9 protein-coding genes and 1 pseudogene are annotated in these 18006 nt (G+C 50.5%); 2 read left to right on the forward strand and 8 right to left on the reverse strand.

All coding sequences use genetic code 11. The annotated features are described in order from the left end of the window. Positions 1-137: 137 nt before the first annotated feature. The 5 genes from BUE18_RS12930 to BUE18_RS28470 all read right to left on the reverse strand — a co-directional run bounded on the left by BUE18_RS12930 (position 138) and on the right by BUE18_RS28470 (position 5928). A complete protein-coding gene (locus BUE18_RS12930; RefSeq protein WP_073476343.1) occupies positions 138-1280 on the reverse strand; it encodes a hypothetical protein in 1143 nt (380 codons plus the stop codon). Beyond that, positions 1273-2412: a hypothetical protein gene (locus BUE18_RS12935; protein ID WP_139264729.1), complete on the reverse strand. Its 1140-nt coding sequence runs from the start codon at positions 2410-2412 to the stop codon at positions 1273-1275. The genes BUE18_RS12930 and BUE18_RS12935 overlap by 8 nt, the downstream gene beginning before the upstream one ends. 932 nt (positions 2413-3344) lie before the next feature. After that, positions 3345-4133 carry a CPBP family intramembrane glutamic endopeptidase gene (locus BUE18_RS12940; RefSeq protein WP_073476347.1) on the reverse strand — a complete coding sequence of 263 codons (789 nt, stop codon included), beginning with the start codon at positions 4131-4133 and terminating at the stop codon, positions 3345-3347. Positions 4134-4342: 209 nt separating this feature from the next. After that, the gene (locus BUE18_RS27505) at positions 4343-4657 is read right to left on the reverse strand and encodes a hypothetical protein (protein ID WP_170868356.1); all 315 of its coding nucleotides are present in this window, start codon (positions 4655-4657) and stop codon (positions 4343-4345) included. 728 nt (positions 4658-5385) lie between these two features. Beyond that, entirely contained in the window at positions 5386-5928 is a 543-nt protein-coding gene (locus BUE18_RS28470) for a hypothetical protein (RefSeq protein ID WP_244549318.1), read from the reverse strand. On the opposite strand from BUE18_RS28470, the pseudogene BUE18_RS28770 reads away from it, so the two are divergent. After that, a pseudogene (locus tag BUE18_RS28770) lies at positions 5899-6327 on the forward strand (PAS domain-containing protein); the annotation flags it as partial. The gene BUE18_RS28470 and the pseudogene BUE18_RS28770 overlap by 30 nt on opposite strands. 9 nt (positions 6328-6336) lie before the next feature. Next, a complete protein-coding gene (locus tag BUE18_RS12950) occupies positions 6337-9519 on the forward strand; it encodes a PAS domain-containing hybrid sensor histidine kinase/response regulator (RefSeq protein WP_244549319.1) in 3183 nt (1060 codons plus the stop codon). Between the two features lie 148 nt (positions 9520-9667). Here the strand turns inward: BUE18_RS12950 and BUE18_RS12955 are convergent, their stop codons facing one another. The 3 genes from BUE18_RS12955 to BUE18_RS12965 all read right to left on the reverse strand — a co-directional run bounded on the left by BUE18_RS12955 (position 9668) and on the right by BUE18_RS12965 (position 17226). After that, positions 9668-13189 (reverse strand): PAS domain S-box protein, encoded by a 3522-nt coding sequence (locus BUE18_RS12955; RefSeq protein WP_073476352.1) that lies wholly within the window; start codon positions 13187-13189, stop codon positions 9668-9670. A gap of 690 nt (positions 13190-13879) precedes the next feature. Beyond that, complete coding sequence (locus BUE18_RS28700) at positions 13880-16648, reverse strand: methyl-accepting chemotaxis protein (RefSeq protein ID WP_073476354.1); 2769 nt, start codon at positions 16646-16648, stop codon at positions 13880-13882. Positions 16649-16710: 62 nt separating this feature from the next. Further along, on the reverse strand, positions 16711-17226 hold the full coding sequence (locus BUE18_RS12965; protein ID WP_073476356.1) for a chemotaxis protein CheW: 516 nt from the start codon (positions 17224-17226) through the stop codon (positions 16711-16713). Positions 17227-18006: the final 780 nt, after the last annotated feature.

Genomic DNA, 18006 nt, shown 5'->3' on the forward strand with positions numbered 1-18006 from the left:
CAATCGTGCTGGATCGCTTCACCCGGCTTCTGGTGGGAAGGGCCGGTGCTTGGTTACCCAGAACACCGGCCTCTGCGTCGATAATAGGCTTTTACAGCCCCGTCCCTGGCAAACAGGGACGGGGCGTGGAGGAGGGGTTAATCGTCTGTGGAGACCTCTGGCGGCGTTGTGCGGCGGTAATACTCTTTAACGCTATCATGGCCCTGCTCGACCGCAAGATGGAGCATGTCCAAGGCGCACAGGACCTTCGTTTTAGCTTCCAGGTCCAGCCAGCAGCCTTCCACGTGATCGTATAGGATGCCCTTGCGCGCGTATCGGGCCATGCGTTCGGCAAATTGATGGATAACCTGGATATTGTAGAATCCGATCCAGTCCTTGACGGTGGCCTCTTCAGGCGGGTCATATTCACCCAGAACCGTTTCCCACTTGCCGTCGTTGTAATCCAGGAGGGGCTTCAGGCGGGCCGAGTTCCGGAATTTGCACAATTCGCCGTCCCGCCTTGGTCGCGAAGCCATGGTGTGATAATCCAGAAAACTCTTGTTCCCGAATTTGTATAGGCCAGCGCGGAAGTGCTGGAGGTATGTGGTCGAATCAAATGTAATGCGCTTGAACATCCGCATCCCCGCCGCCTGGCCGAGGACCATGACATGGGGGGCGGTCGAGGAACCGAGGAGATGGACCTTGCGCACCCCTTGGCTATTCAGATACGACAGGGCGTAGGCGATTTCCTGCGGCCCTCCACCGCGTATTGGAAAGCCATACGTGCGGACACGAGGGTGTCGGATGCGTGGGAAATAGTCCTCAACGTCCTTTATCACCCCGTATCTGGGCTGCAAGGCGATGGCGAGTTCCACGTTGGGGCATATCTTCTCGGCCAACGGTAGCATCATATCCCGTACCTTGATGGATTGATCCCTCTTCCAGATGTAGTCTTCCTTGGTGTCGTACTCGTCAGTCGGATAATCGAGCAGGAAGCCTACTGTGGTGTGCGTTCGGGCATATTCCAAGCAGATATCCCGAGGGTTCAGGATTAGATGCGATTTCGTTTTTCGAGGGCGCAGATGTGGGCTCACCCACACCCGGCCACCATTCTGAAGGCATTTCAGAATCTGATACCCCCCGGAATCCGAACAGACCAATTGTTTTTTACGCAAGGCCCCCTCTCGTGAGCGCGGAAAGGGGTACTTCTGGTTGATCATGAATTGGTCGGTCAAATCAGGGGCCACCCCCTCAGTGGGGTTCATGACCGACAAATACCAGAATTTACAACGTTTATTCATCGTTTCCTCCATTTCTGTTTTGACGAATGCCCAGTTCCTGAAGAATGTGACCCAGGAGCCTGACGGTCTCATCAAGCCGTTCATATCGTTCGCAAATACCTTCATCTGTCACAGCACCCTCCGCCAGATTACCCCTGAGTTCTTCAGCGGCAGCCGCAATGTAAACACAGACCTCCATGGGAACGTTCATGTCCCTGGCAGGCTCGCCATCGGTGTCGTTTGAGGGAGGCGGGGGCGGGGCACCCCCCTTGCCCTTCCCTCCGGAACTGGGCTCCGAATCGGCGTTGAAGGCGTTGTAGGCTATCAGGCCCGCGTGTTTAACCTTCTCTTTCCGCGCCAGCGGGCACCCACGTTTTTCTTCCAACCTTTTTAGCTCCTGGTCGATTTCTTTCCCGAGATGCTTGTGCTTTACCGAGAACCTTCTGGTTTTCTTGGTGCCCATACCCTCGGGGTAGTATTCCGCGAGTCCTTCAACCGCGAGCAGACCGATACGCTTTCCGAACCTCAGCAGCTCTCCCACGGTGTCCTCGCCGAGGCCGGTCTGTTCGTAGATAAGCGCGGTTTCGCTTACCCAGTCCTTCTTGCCCTTGCGTTTGCCACCGTGCCCACAAACACGATCCCCAAACACCCGATGGATGTGTCTGGACGTTTTCAGAAGCCGTTGTGTGCGCTCCCAGTTCGTCATGGGCTTGCTAAATTGGGACATGTCCTGCAAATTGGCCATCAGAACCTGGGGCTCACAGACAGCGATGCCGACGATGACGCACGGAAACTCGGTTATCCCCTCTCTTTTCATGTATCGGTAGCGCCTGTAGCCGTGTTTGAGGCACAACACTCCATCCGGAAGTTCCACAAGCTCCAGTGGGTCGAGTTTCTCGGGGTCAAGGGTTTCAAAGTCGTGGTATCGGTCCTTCTTGTGTAATCGTTTCAGGACCCTTGGGATAATGAAAGCCTCCTTTTCGAGGTATAGGATTTCGTTTCCTCCGGGATAGGGGTCCAGGCCCATCATGTTCTCCATGATGCGGTCCTTGTCCTCCTCGGTTAAGGTGTGATTGGCAAAGGCCATGGTGGCCCGCTTTTTCATGTCCGGCTTGCCGGATTTGGATTTTGTGGTTTTAGATTTCTTCGCCATAGTTCTGTCCTTTCTGTTTGGGTAAATAAAGAAAGCCACCGGTTTTTGGCCGGTGGCTTTGCTTACAACATATTGATATTACACTTCAAAGGGCATATATGCCCTTAAATGGCTTATTTAAAGAGGAAATACCCTCTTGATCCGAAAAACTTAAAAAAGATGGCTGATGGTTTCAAATGATGGCCATCAAGGAAAGGGCCTAAGCTATTCAGCTCCCTTCTTTGACTGCTTTCAGATTGTGTGAGAATCTGTGTGTGAAAATCTTTCCAAAGCCTACCAAAATAGGAAAAGATCGCAAAAAGACTGGAACAAAATTGGCAATGAATTCGGCAATCTATTGAAAATCGAGGAGGTTAGGAAGCCTTTGGGCCTTTGCTGTTAACCACTGGGTCCGCGGTTCGAGTCCGTGCTGGGGAGCCAAAAAACAACACCCGGTCCTTTTGGGCCGGGTTTTTTTATTGGCCGTCCGCCTCCCCCTAAAACTCCATTGATTGTTATTACCTCAACTTTCGGGAGCGTTAAATGCTGCGGGGTGTTGGATGAACCTGCGCGTCTGCTTTTTCATTGAATATCGAGCTTCGGGGAAGGATAGGGCCTGGGCTTCTATCAGCAACATCAGGCGCAGAACCGTCCAACCTAAGGATTTTTTGGGACGTCCCCGAAAATTGTTCAAATGGAAAATTCGTACTTTATTAAGCGACATCCCCAGGAATGTGAGGGCGAGGCGTCGGAAAGTCCAAGGGGGGCCAGAAACCGCTCCTGAATTTGCTCGAAGCAAGGATGTCCGGTGGCTGTTTGAACGATCAACGATCAAGCCTGATCCATTTGCACACGATCTGTCTCGGTTTGGAATCGTGAGGCATGGATCTGAAAAGGCTGATGAGCGGCGCAGGCTGCATGCATGGATGCGCAGACAATCAAAATCACGGTTTTCATTCTGCGACCACCTCCGTTACGGCGTCATGACGCGAGAACATGGTCTTTCGATGGAGCCATACCAGGATCACGGCGACAATCACAAACACCCAGGTGTCGTAAGGCTGGGCGTCCGGCCACAGAGGATTGATCACCTGCAGATGGAAAAATGCGGGGAGCAGGATGCTGCCGCGCGAATGATTGAAAAGCGGCGTCACAATAATGCTGAGTGCAACGGTGCCCACCAAGAAAGGCGTCAACGCCCACGCGCTTTGCGGGGCTCCGCTGAGCATGAAGGCAGGCAGGTGCCATAGAGCCCAGATGATTCCAAGCAAGAGAGCGGCCCAAATGGGCGCCATGCGGCGTTGAAGCATGGGCAGGGCCAGTCCGCGCCAGCCAATTTCTTCGATTGGCCCTTTGACGGCCATGAGGCAAAGCGCCGACAGATAGGCAGTGGCCGACGCAAATGGAAACAGGTTTTCCAAGGCGCCTTGTTTAAAAAATGCCCCGATATAGAACACCAGCGGCACGATGAATACCAACATGACATACCAGTATATGGATGCCCGCCACAAAAGCAGCCGGGAGAGAAAAGACCTGACGCCTTGAATTCCGTGCCGGTATAACACCAAAATCAACGCCGAAATGGCGGGGGCGTATACGGCGAGGTAAAACAGCGGATGTCCGCCTGTGAGATTTCCAAACATCCGGGTCATGGTGTCAGGGGCGAAAATGTAAAGCCCGAGAACTCCCCATGCGATAAAAAAAGTCATGGCGAAAAAGGGGATCAGGTCACGTTGACGCATTTTAAAAACTCCTTCATGTGAAAAATATTGGCATCGGCCGCAATATGAATAGCATCTCCTGGATGGTATGGGTATCATAAATCATTTCAGATCATGACTAATCCGCGAGAAGCCATATTGCTAAACGGCAAAACTGCCAATGAACCGGATGTGTTTACGAGGCTTCAGGCATGGGCGTGTGCACGACCCCGGCTTGGACAGCGCTGGGGCTAAGCGGAAATGGTGGTTCCGTCCCTTCCATCAATACGGTTCCCTTCAACGGATCGTGGTGGGGACCAGAGATGAGTTTCATGCGGCGATCCATGGATAGGCAGTTTTTCATCAGTCCCGCCAAAATCATTTTGTTGTCCCAATGCGGTCCCATCCTGGGGGATCAAGACATGCACATCAAAATCGGCGAACATCTGCCCCTCATTTTTTGGGGCAGTCTTTGTTGCCCACCCTTTTTTTTGACAGGACTTCTTCGATTCTGATAATTTATCAGGCATCATTTTATGGTTTTTTTCTTTTTGGGATTCCAACAAAGCATGTGCCGCCGGCATGGGCGGAATGTTTGGAATTAGTTGCTGAGACGCCCCATTTATTGCTCCCTGGCTATGGTTTTGGGAATAATGCGGCCTTGGTTGCAGCAATCGTCCGTTTAGAGAGAGCAAAAGCCGCCCGACTCTGACTTTGTATAGAGAACGAGGGGCGCTTGCTGTTTTAAAAGTGACCAATGAACAAACGCCATTATGATTTCCATTTTGAGCACGGACAGGTGAAACTTTTCGTTTTGCTTGCGGTTCTCGGTATTATCGCCGCACAGACCCATGTGCACATACCTCATACAGAAGTAATAATTGATGGGCGCTGGGCCTTTGGATTCCTCGGCTTCGCTCTTCTCCGGCGGTGGTGGGCTGCGCTTATCTTGGGCGCCATACTTTCCTACCCATATGGAACGGCCATCCCTTTGTGGATTGGTTTCGGCGGCAACATGCTTTACGCTGTTCCCGCGTTGCTGGTGATTCGTCCGCTTTCAAACCGCATGCAAAAACGCTGGGGGCCGGATTGGCCGCTCTGGCTGGGCTGGTCGGCGCTTATTTTGGCATGTTATCAAGCGTTCACCACTCCCGTGGTCTGGGGGGTGATTGCTCTTACGGAGCATCAACCGGTGTGGCCGCATGTCCTTAACGGTTGGAAGACGCAGCCCTTTTTTGTGGAATCAATTTTGGTGGCCTTGTTTTCGGCCACGGCCATGGTTGCCCTGGTCGCTTTAAAACAGTTTCGCGTCCAACAACAGCGGCTTGCTCACGTTAACAGCGTTTTGCTCGGCATCCGAAACGTCAATCAGCTTATCGTGACCGAAGACGACCCTCAAAATCTTGTCGCGCTCGCCTGCGTCAATTTGACAGATACCATGGGCTATCTGAATGCCTGGATCGCATTGTTTGGGGGAGAGGCGGGGCGGTCCCTTGGCTTGCCGGCGGAAAAACCCGTCAGCGCAACTGCGGAAGCGGGTTTCGAAGGCGGCTTTGAAACCATGAAAAATCAGATGGAGTCCGGCGATCTCCCTCCCTGTGTGAAACACGCCTTGGAACGGGATGAAGTCATCGTCACCGGCAATCCGGCTGAACATTGCCCTGACTGTCCCTTGTCCTCCGGATATGACAAGCTGACCGGTTTTGCCAGGCGGCTGCATTTCAGCGGCGTGACCTACGGCATACTGTCCGCCGCCGTGCCGGTGGAATACGCCGGCGACAATGAGGAGCGGGAATTGTTCGATGAAGTGGCCGGCGATCTGGCTTACGCCCTGCACAAGATCGCTTCGGCCAGGCGCCTGGAGGAAAGCCGGAGACGCTACCTGGAGATTTTTGAACGCAGCCGCGACGGTTTTGTCATGGTGGCCCCGGAAGGCCGGATCATTGACGCCAACCTCGCTTTTTGCGAAATGCTTGGATACTCTCTGTATGAACTACGCTCCCTGCCGGACTTCTATCAAATCACCCCCGAACGATGGCATGAATGGGAATCGAAGGAAATCTGGGAAAACCGCCTGATGCGCCAAGGCTACTCGGGCGTATATGAAAAGGAATACATTCGCAAGGACGGCGTGGTCTTCCCCGTGGAACTCAGATCCTACGCGGTACGAAACGGAGAAGGTGAAATCGATTACCTGTGGGGGGCGGCCCGTGACATCACGGAATTAAAAAAGGCCCGGGACGCCTTGCAGACGCAGTTGCAACTTGAACGGGGGATATCCGCAGCATCGACCTGCCTGCTCACTGCCGGCGACGGAGACCGGAACATCACGGAATCGCTCAACTGCCTGTGCGAAGCAGCCGACGTGTCAAGGGTGTATATGTTCCAGAACTTTCATGACGATGCCGACGGCCTTTGCATGCGCCAGACCCATGAGGCATGCGGAACCGAGATCGTTCCTCAAATCGATAACCCCGAGCTTCAGCATGTTATTTATACGGACGGCTTTGAGCGCTGGCGGGAAGAGCTCAGCGCCGGCCGCTACATTTCAGGACATGTCGCCGATTTTCCCGAAGGTGAACGGGAAATTCTTGAATCGCAGGAAATCGTCTCCCTTTTGGTTATTCCGTTATTCGTCAGCGGCGCCTGGCATGGCTTCATCGGTTTTGACGAAACCCGCAGCCGTAGAGAATGGCTGGAAGAAGAGATGCTGCTGTTGAGGACGGCTGCTGAATTTTTAGGCGGTTATTTGACCCGGCTCAAAACGGAAAAGGCCCTGAAGGAAAACGAAGAGCAGTTCCGCAGTCTTGTCGAACATGCCCAGGCCGGAATATGGACCTTGGACGCGGCGGCTGTCACGACCTATGTCAATCCCCGAATGGCCGAAATACTTGGTTACGCTGTTGACGACATGATCGGTAGCACGCTGTTTGATTTCATGGATGAGCATTGGAGGGGAGTTGCTCTTGAAAATATGCAGCGCCGTCGCAGCGGCATTTCCGAACTGCATGACTTCGAGTTTGTTCGAAAGGACGGCGAAAAAGTGTATGCAACCCTTTCGGCCAGCCCGATAAAAGATGAAAGAGGCGCATTTGCCGGCGCCATGGCGGTTGTCATTGATATCACCGAAAAGATACGGCATGCAGAAGCATTGCATATAAGCGAGGAGCGTTTCAAGACGCTTTTTGAGAGCTTGTCATCCGGATGCTGCCTTGACGAGATCATCTATGAAAATGGAAAGGCGGTTGACTACCGGATTTTAGACGTAAACCCTTCTTATGAAAAGATCATGGGGATCAGCAGAGTAAAAGCAAGAAACGCCCTGGGCTCCCAACTATACGGAACCGGTGAGGCGCCTTTTTTGTCCACGCTTTCCAAGGTTGTGGAGACCGGAGAACCCGTGCGGTTTGAAACGTTTTTCGAACCTATTCAACGAAACCTGGAATTTACTGTCACCCGGCCTGCCAAAGGCATGTTTTCCACGGTCTTTTCCGATATTACCGACCGCAAACTGTCTGAAGCCGAGTTGCTGCGCCTCTTGTCCGCCGTCGAGCAGACCGGCGAAATGGTCGTCATCACTGATACGGATGGGACAATCGAATATGTCAACCCGGCTTTTGAAAGGGTGACGGGATACGCCGAAAACGAAGCGATCGGACAAAACCCGCGCATCCTGAAAAGCGGTCAGCAAGACGCAGCGTTTTACGGACGTCTCTGGCAAACGATTCTTTCCGGCAGCACATGGAAGGGACAGTTGACCAACAAAACAAAGGAGGGCTTGTTTTATATTGAGGCTGCAACCATTTCACCCGTGTTTGACAATGCCAACCAGATTGTCAATTTCGTCGCCGTAAAAAGGGATATCACCGAGGAAATCCGCGCGGAAAAGGAACTGAAAGAAAGTGAAAAAAAGTTCCGAACACTTGTCGATCAGGCCGCCGACATGCTGCTTGTTCACGATATGGAAGGCCGCATCATAGATGTGAACCAGGCGTCCATTAACGGCTATGGCTATTCCAGGGAGGAACTGCTGTCCATGCATGTGGCTGAATTGGACCCGGATTATGCCGCAAGAGAAGACTCGGGGCGCTTCTGGGGCCGTTTCGGAATGAAGGAGCCGCTTCGTTTTGAGGCCAGACAAAAACGAAAGGATGAGACCATTTTTCCGGTCGAAGTGACCCTCACCAAACTTATGATTAACCAGCAGCTTGTCGTCATGGGATTGTGCCGGGATATTTCGGATAGGAAAAATGCGGAAAATGAAAGGGAAAAGTTTCAAGCCCGCCTGCAACAGGCTCAAAAAATGGAAGCCATCGGCGCCTTGGCTGGCGGCATCGCCCACGATTTTAACAATCTTTTATGTCCGATTGTCGGGATGTCGGAAATGCTGCTGGAGGATATCCCCCGAGACAGCCTGGAATATGACAATCTCCAGGAAATTTTAACGGCTGGCAAAAGAGGAAGTGAGCTTGTTAAGCAAATCCTGGCTTTCAGCCGCCAATCGGAAGGCAAAAAAATACCTGTCCGCATCCAGCAGGTGTTAAAAGAAGTTATCAAAATGGTTCGCGCTACAATCCCAGCCAGCATATCCATCTCGCAACACATAGACTGGGATTGCGGCTTGGTCATGGCGGACCCTACGCAACTGCATCAAATCGCCATGAATTTAATCACCAATGCTTATCATGCCGTTGATCCGGCAAACGGCCATATATCCATTCACTTGAAAGAGGTTCTACTAGAACCGGAAACATTGAGTGAAAGGAATATCGAACACGGTTCTTACGCCTTGTTGACAGTGTCCGATAACGGGTGCGGCATCGCTCCAGACAACATGGATAAAATTTTCGACCCCTATTTCACAACTAAGGAACAAGGCAAAGGCACCGGCATAGGTCTCAGCACGGTATACGGTATTATCAAGGAACACGGCGGTGATATCCAAGTATACAGCGAATTGGAACAGGGTTCGAGTTTCAACATATATTTACCGTTAAGGGGCGGGGTCCAGGAATCCCCCTCCGTTAGCGTCGAAGAAACCATTCCCTCCGGTAATGAACGGATTCTGTTGGTGGATGATGAGCAAGCTGTTGCACGGATTGAAAAGCAAATGCTCGAAAGGCTCGGATATCGAGTCACCTTCCGAGTGAGCAGCCTTGACGCCCTGGAGGCGTTCAAAGCCGCCCCTGACTCCTATGACCTGGTGATCACGGATATGGCCATGCCGAACATGACCGGCAATCGGCTTGCCGAGGAGTTGATAGCAATCCGGCCGGACATCCCGGTGATCATATGCACAGGTTTCAGTGAACAACTGGATGCTGACCGGGCCAAGGAACTTGGGATCAGGGGCTTTTTAATGAAACCGATTGTCAGGACTGAAATGGCTAAATTGATACGAGAGGTGCTTGATGTAGGGCCTGTTTAAAAACATTCACGCTTTCAACGGGAAAGCAGAATGGAAAAACCAAAATCAATGCGAGCATCCCCTCCAGACTCTCGCCCTTCCCAAAAACCGGATGAGTTTGTTTGGCTTTTGATGAATACCACAGCGTCAAGACCGGAGCAAAAAGCGTCTATTCGTTTTCCGGTTCAAGGACCCTCTTTATGGCAGAGGCAATTTGGGCCTTGGAAAACGGTTTTTGAAGAAAGTGAACCCCATCGTCCAATGTGCCGTGGTGGGCGATAACGTTGGCCGTGTATCCGCTCATGTAAAGGACTTTCAATGCAGGGTTTGACGATTGAAGACGTTTAGCGAGGTTTCTGCCGTTCATTTCGGGCATGACCACGTCAGTTATGAGAGCATGGATCTCTCCGGGATACTCCTGGGCAATTGTTAACGCATCCATGGGGTTGTCCGATGGAAGAACCTTATATCCCAATTTTTCCAGCATGGCTTTTCCCATTCTCATTATAGCGGCTTCGTCTTCAACCAAAAGGATGGTTTCACCAGACCCCTCCTTGATCACGTCTTTCTTTGAACCGTCAATATTTTGAGCAAGGCTATCATGGCGGGGCAGATAAATTCGGAAGGTTGTCCCCTCACCGGGCTCACTGTAAACATTGATGAATCCATAATTCTGCTTGACGATGCCGTACACAGTGGCAAGGCCAAGACCGGTCCCTTCCCCTGTTTTCTTTGTGGTAAAAAAGGGTTCAAAAACATTGGCGCAAGTGTCTTTATCCATGCCGCAACCGTTGTCGCTAACGGAAAGGCAAACATATTCTCCCGGTTTAAATCCTAAATGGTCGTTACAATAATTCTGGTCAAAGGAAACATTGCAGGTCTCAATGGTAACTTTGCCGACTCCCTCAATGGCATCCCGTGCGTTTACGCAGAGATTGGCCAATAATTGGTCCAGTTGGGTGGGGTCCATTTTGACTGTATGGAGGTTTTTGCCGGGAAGCCAGGAAAGATCAATATCTTCGCCGATGAGCCGGCCGAGCATACGGAGCATGCTCTCCACCGTGGCGTTCAAGTCAAGGTTTTTAGGCGATATGGTCTGCCTCCTCGCAAACGCGAGAAGCTGTCTGGTCAGTTCAGCGGATCTTTTGGCTGCCGACTGAATTTCAATCAAATCATTGGATAGTGGGGAACTCTCCTCAATCTGATCCAGCGCCATTTCCGCGTGGCCGAGGATAACGCTGAGCATGTTGTTGAAATCGTGGGCCACACCTCCGGCCAACCGGCCGATGGATTCAATTTTTTGAGCCTGGTTCAACTGGGCCTGCAGCGTTGCCTCCTTTTCCTGGGACATCCTTGTTTCTGTGATGTCATTAAAGGAGACAACGAGACCCTCTGTGATAAAGGTTGCATATATTTCACAAAGCCGTACCGTGCCATCTTTGCAAGTCACCCGGTATTCACCGGTGTTGACAGGTTGGCCTGATTCCCGGGCGATATCAAGGCAAGGCTTCCATCTTTCAATCACCTGGGCTCTGTAATCAGGGTCCGGATAGGCCAGTTCGTACCACTCCGCCGCTGTGGGGGCGGTGTGTCCGAATAGATCCTGAGCGCTCCGGCTCCAATAGTGGACGATGTCATCATTGGCATCCACGAGCACAATCGGAAACGGGGAAGCGTCCAAAGCCGCCCGTAATCTTTTTTCGCTCGTTCTTAAAGCGGCCTCGGCTTCTCTTCTTTCGGTTATGTCTCGTGTAATCCCTTGAAGGCTGAAGGGTTTCCCGGATTCGTCGAATAGAATCTGCCCGTGAATCTCCACGGGAATGGCATCTCCGTTCTTTTTAAGCATTGTCGCTTCAAAAATTACGCCAGAATGATCCGTACCTTTCTCCAACTCTTCTACAATTATCTGCGCCATCATTTCAAAATTGTATTTATCACAGTGATCCTGCAAGTTGCTTCCTATCCATTCTGTAGCGGTATACCCAAATGTTGTTTTGATTGCGGGATTAACGTAAGTGAAATCAAGGTTTAAGTTCATTGTCCATATGATATCCATTGTCTTTTCAGCAATAAGCCGATAGCGCTCTTCACTTTCCCTAATGACTTCATCTGCTCGCTTTTGTTCAGTAATGTCTGTGATGATTGCTTCAATGGCAATCAATCGGCCGTTATTGTCCTTCACCGGAACATTGCGCTGATTCATCCAACGGATATCTCCGTTTTTATGAACGATCTGGTATTCATAAGTTTTGGGGACTTGCCCGTTTCGCAATAGCTCCCACTGTTTTTCAAGATAGGAGCGCCAGTCGGGGTGTATGATATCTCGAATAAAGGCTGGGTTTTCATACCATGTTTCCGGAGGATATCCGAAAACAGTCGATACAGCCGGGCTAATGTATTCATATTTTCCGTCCGGCAATGACATGCGATAAACAATGTCAGGCGAGTTTTCCGTTAATCGGCGATAACGCTCCTCACTATTTTTTAGCATCCGCTCCGCGTGTTTGCGGTCTGTGATATCGTGGAAGGTTCCCTTTAGCCTCACGACCTTGCCATCCACCACCTCAGGTTCGCAAATTGTGCGCGTCCACAGGTGATTTCCCTTGGCGGTGATGAACCGCAGCTCCATGTCATAGGGAGCGCCACGGTCAAGGGCGTTTTGGATGGACTGTTCCAGTTTCGGTCTGTCTTCAGGGTGAAAGAAATGAATTGCGTCCTGTAAGGATGGCTTCTCACCTAACGGGAGTTCGTGGATACGATAGGTTTCGTCAGTCCAAGTAACAGTTAAGCTATCCGCGTCCAGCTCCCATCCCCCCACTTTTGCCATGCGGCCTGTGGCGTCAAGAAGCGCTTTGTTTTTGTTTAGTTCTGCAACTTGCAGTTTCGATTCAGTGACATCGCGTCCAACTGCATAGGTTACGCCTTGCTCCGGGATTGGATGGCTGACCCAGCTTAACCACCGATAGCTTCCATCCTTGCAACGGTAACGGTTTTCAAAGTCGATTACTTTGGCCCCTGACTTCAGCTTTTGCTCAATCACGGCCCGTGTGGCATCCATGTCATCAGGGTGGACGAAATCCATAAAGGGTCTTTCCAGAAGCTCCTTTTCTGAATGCCCAAGGATTTCCGTAAACGAGGGATTGACTTTCATAAAAGTTGCTGTGTTTATATCTGCAATACATATCAGATCTAGTGACATGGAAAATATCTGAGATAGTTCCTCTTCCGCCTGCTTTCGTTCCGTTATATTTTGTGCAAAGGCAGAGACGCCTAATATCTTATCTGATTCATCATAAATGGGATTGTAGCGTACTTCGTAAAAATACCGCAACTGGCCGTCACCATATTGATTTATGGCAACATGCCCTTCTCCTGACAAGGCTCTGTCATAATGTTGTTTTACAGTTTCTATATCTGCACTGCCTTTCATATGATCAAAAATACAATCACCAATCTTTGGCTTGGAACCATATACATGTCTCATTATTTGGGAGTGCGCTTCATTGAAGTAAAGGTAGCAATATTCACTGTCCAGTGAAAGGATGATCACATCCTTGGGGCTTTCGATACTGGATTGTAATAACAATCTACTTCGTCTTAAATCATCAAAAGCCCGCTTCCATTCGGATGCAGCCGATTCCAACTCTATGACTCTCTGTTCCAGTTCTTCGTAGGTTGGCTTTTTGGGCATGAGTTCGGCCTCAGATCATGATGAAAGGCGTTTCCATTTCGATATTATGCGGGGCGAATTTTTAAAACTGCCCGCTCAAGGGGTTTTCCGTTTTTTGATGCGGCTCTTCCTTGTTCAGAGCAGGAAAATGAAATTCCCCCTGACAAGCATTTTGCGTCCCTGCAAATTCGCCCTAATCAAAAAGAGTATGCCAACGTCTATGCTTCACCCTTCCATGAGTTGACATGCATTTCCGTCGACTTTTTTGTCTTCCCCATCCCAAACCTGGATGCAATTCCATCCAAAATGGATCGTGGATCAAGGGAAGGGTAAACGCCGGCAGGCTAAACCGGACGAATCTTTCTTTATCTTTCCAAAATACCTGATTGGATGGACTGTCGTCAAAAATTTTTCCGTCTCCTAAGCCAATGACGGTTTTGCATCTCGATGCTTCACTGCATCCCCCATATTTCCATCGTCAGCAGGTTAGTGAGAGAAAGATACGCTCAATCAGGTTGCCGTCTTCGTCGAACCCAAGAGCCTCTATGGGGCCGGAAGTCGTTTGAAATCCCCTTACAGCCGCAAAGAGGCTTTTATTCTTGGCAGTTCGCAAGCAGGGACGGATTCAGGGGGTATGGGAACGTGCTCCTGATTTGATTGGGCGACTCTGGCCCAGTGCGCTCAACACAAAGCCAGAGTCGCATCAAGGTTTTAAAAATCCTGGAAATCCTCATCATCCATGGGGATTACTTGATTGGGATCCGCTTTGCGGTCTGCCAAGCCGGTAATGGCTTTAGACTGCTTAGGAGGCATGATATGCCTCGTCTTCGCTCCAGGCAAAGCCCTTGGGGCCGGCGTTTTTGTTGCAGTGCTGAACCCGTGATGATTGCTGGACTTTGAGCCGCCTACAATGCCCACCAATTCTTTTACGATGTCTTTCATTTGTTCGGCCTGAGCGTTCATCTCCTCGGACGCCGAGGCCGATTCTTCCGCATTGGCGGCGTTTTGCTGGGTTACGCGGTCCATTTCTGAAACCGCTTTATTCACCTGATCTATGCCCTGGGCCTGTTCCGTGGAGGCGGCCGCGATTTCACCCACGAGCTCTCCAACTTTGGAAGCGCTCGTAGAGACTTCGCCAAAGGCCTGGTTTGTCTTGCTCACCAAATCCGAGCCATCCGCCACTTTTTTCACAGTGCCTTCAATGAGATCGGATGTGTTTCTGGCCGCCTCGGCGGCCCGCATGGCCAGGTTTCTCACTTCATCGGCGACCACGGCAAATCCCGCACCGGCTTCTCCGGCACGCGCCGCTTCCACAGCAGCGTTCAATGCCAAAAGATTGGTCTGGAAAGCGATCTCGTCGATGGTTTTGATGATCTTGGAAGTTTCTTCACTGGCCTTGGAGATTTCTCCCATGGATACGGTCAGATCCCCCATGGATTGGTTCGCCGCGTTGACCACCTGATTGGCCTCCCGCATGAGTTTGTCCGCCTGGTCAGCATTGTTCGCATTTTGTTTGGTCATGGAGGCCATTTCTTCCAGAGAGGACGAGGTTTCCTCCAGGGAAGCCGCCTGTTCTGAAGCGCCTTCGGCCAGGGACTGACTGGCGGCGGACACCTGTCCAGAGGCGGACGACACCTGCTCCGCGCCTTCGTTTAGCCCTTCTATAATGCGATTGATGGGTTTGGTGATGGATCGCGTGATAAGCAGGGCAATCCCAATGATTGCCGCCAAGGTGATAACCGCGATCATTCCAATCAATCCTTTAATGGCCTTGATAGCGGCGAAAGCCTCGGCTTCATCAATTTCCGCCAGAAGACCCCAGGTAAAATCTCCGACCTTGACCGGGGTGTAGGCGGAAAGCACGGGATTGCCATTATAGTCAACCACAATCCTCTGATCCGTCTTTCCTGCCAGCACCTCCCGAGCCGCCTCTGTGTCAACCTTTCCAAGGGTTGGGTTGGCAAAGGATGCGTGAACCGTATGATTTTGAGGATCAAGGAAAGAGTCAGACCGCATGAGTTTATCCCGGCCGATAAGGTAGGTTTCACCTGTTTCCCCCATGCCAGCCCTTTGGTTCATAATATGGTTGATGGCGCCCAAAGATAGTTGGAGGGCCACAACCAATTGCACATTCCCGTTATGGATAACAGGCTGCGCCATAAAAGCCGCAGGTTCACCGTTGGAAGGTGCATAAGGCTCGAAATCGGCTATGGCAAAATCTTTACTTTCGATAACACGGCGCGTCAGCTTGCCTAATCCTGAATTGGCATACTGTCCGTTTACCATATTGGTTCCAAAGTCTGCTTCCTTGGAGACGGTGTAAAAAACCTTGCCCTCGGGATGAATAAGAAACAGATCATAATATCCGTATTTGTCTATGTACTTGGCGAAATAGTCCTGGGCTTCGCCCTCTGCATGGGGCACGATGGCTTCTTCCAGGTTGATTTTGGACACCGAAGCCCAATTGAGGCCGTCCACATTCAGAGGATCATAGACTACCATGACAAGATTACCATTGCTGTCAGTAACAATACGCTGTCCTGAATTGCCTGCAAGAGCCTCCTGGATGTAGGGGGTGCTGATTTCATAGCCTATGACGTACTTTCCGCCTCCCATGGTTTTCATGTCGCTGCGAAAAGACGACAAATTGTCAAGTTCGCCCACTAAATAAGACTCGCCAGTGGCTCCCATGCCTGCCCGCTGCTGCATGACCCCGTTAATTTTGTCCGTGGGCGCCTGAAAAGCCACATATCCTATTACCGATTCATCCTGGTCAAGCACCTTCCCGACCATGAACGCCGCATGAGCGCCTCCGGAGGGGGCGTATGGCTCAAAATCGGCCACGGCAATATCGTCTTTGCCCATGGCCTGAGCTTTTTTGAAAGCCTTGCCCAAAGGGGAGTCAATAAGTTGGCTTTTTAAGATATTCATGCCCAGATCCGACTCCTTGGCAGCGGTGTACACAATGTCCCCGTCGGCATGAATCAGAAAAAGGTCGTACCAGCCATTGTCATTCATAATGTCTTGCATGCGCTCGTCATAGCGGGCGGCCGCCGTTTTCCATAGGGACGTGTCTACGGAGTTGCCGGATGACTTGTATGCCGCGTCCAATTCTATCATGGCATTGAGGGTGTATGGATCATCTTTGACAACACGCAACTGGGATTGAAGGCTTGCCATATAGGATTCAATGTTGTTCTTCTTGAGTTGCTGGGCTGTGGCCAGTTTGTCAAAAGCCGCATCTTTGAGGCTTCTCACGGTCTCCAACAAGACGCCCATATCGCCCTGCCGTTCCGTGAAAAAACTTTCTATTTGCCCCTTTTTGATTTCACGCACCCCCTCCAAGGCGCTATAGGCCTGATTTTCTAAAGCGGCGCTGGCTTTGAATAGTGAAATTGCCCCTATCACCCCGAAAGGTATTACGCCAACAGCCAAAAAAGCCACAAGCAGCTTGGTTCCTAACTTCATGTTCTTGAACATTTGTCGTCTCCTTTTTGTGAAAATATTATAGTGAGTGATCTTCCTATGTTTTGCAAAAGGGTCTATGCAGCTTTTTCAATCATTCCAACCTCCGCCGCACTCAATACCTGGTCGATGTGGAGCAGGATTTTTACTCCGCCCTCCATTTTTGCCATGCCTAAAATGAATTCAGTATTGAGCTTTGTCCCAAAAGTCGGGGGGGGCTCGATGTCCTCAGCCCGGATGTTAAGAACCTCCGAAACCGAGTCCACTACGATTCCAATCTGCACCGTCACGTTTTCTGATGCAATTTCCACAACAATGATACAGGTGCGTTCCGTGTACTCCATGGATCCCATGCCAAAACGCAGTCTGAGATCCACGATGGGAATCACTTTCCCCCGGAGATTGATGACGCCTTTAACAAAATCCGGGGTTTGAGGCACGGTGGTCACTGGCATCATCCCTATGATTTCCCGAATCTTCAGAATGCCGATGCCGTATTCCTCTTCCGCAAGGGTGAATGTGAGGTACTTTCCTTCATGTTCTGCCATGGCAGCCTTGACAGCCTGGTTCATTGCCTCTGATTCTCGTTTCATGGCTTCTCCTGTCTAAAACACTAAAATCATGGTTGGTTAACCCAATCTTATAGCCTGCGGGCTAACAGGGGAGATGGTTTGCAAAACCTTTATGACGACTGTGTTAAATTAAACTTAATTTAGTCAAAAAATTTTAATAGGGCTGATGCAAGGACGGCGCCAGAAAAAAAGGCGGAAATGGTTTAAAGTATTATGAATTAGAGCGATTTGACCATGGCTTATTAATTGAGAATTCCTTGCAAAAATAGCATTAGATGCTAAAAACACGCATTTTAAAAGCGCCTGTTGCGCTTCAGTGGCCAAACGCCTATTTCAATAAGGTCTGCTGAAAAATGCAAAAATTTGGGATTTAAATGACCGGCTTTTTCAACTGGAAGACGCATCAAAATGGTCAACCAGGATCGCCGGGGAAAGGTTTCCGGCGGCGCAGCAATACGGACGTAGAAATTTCAGACGCTCATGCATTTCGGGGGTCATTTGTTTGACAGGGTCTGCGATGAGATAAATCGCCGCTTTGAACCGATCCTGATGCTTGTCTTTCTCCGGAGATTGATCGGGCTTCTTAGCTTTTGAGCCCTGACAATTTCAAGGCTTTGAGACCGATTAGTCGTATTTCAGGGGACATCCTATAATATCTCCTAAAACGGTTTTGGTCCTCTTTGAATAAAAAAATAGCGCCAGGAAATAAATAATTAAACAGGATAAGAAATAGGCAGTATCAAACGCAGACATTGGCTTCATCACTCTTACCCAGAATAAATAATCCGGCCACAAAAAATA

It is taken from the genome of Desulfatibacillum alkenivorans DSM 16219, assembly GCF_900142135.1.
In the GTDB taxonomy this organism is placed as follows: Bacteria; Desulfobacterota; Desulfobacteria; order Desulfobacterales; family Desulfatibacillaceae; genus Desulfatibacillum; species Desulfatibacillum alkenivorans.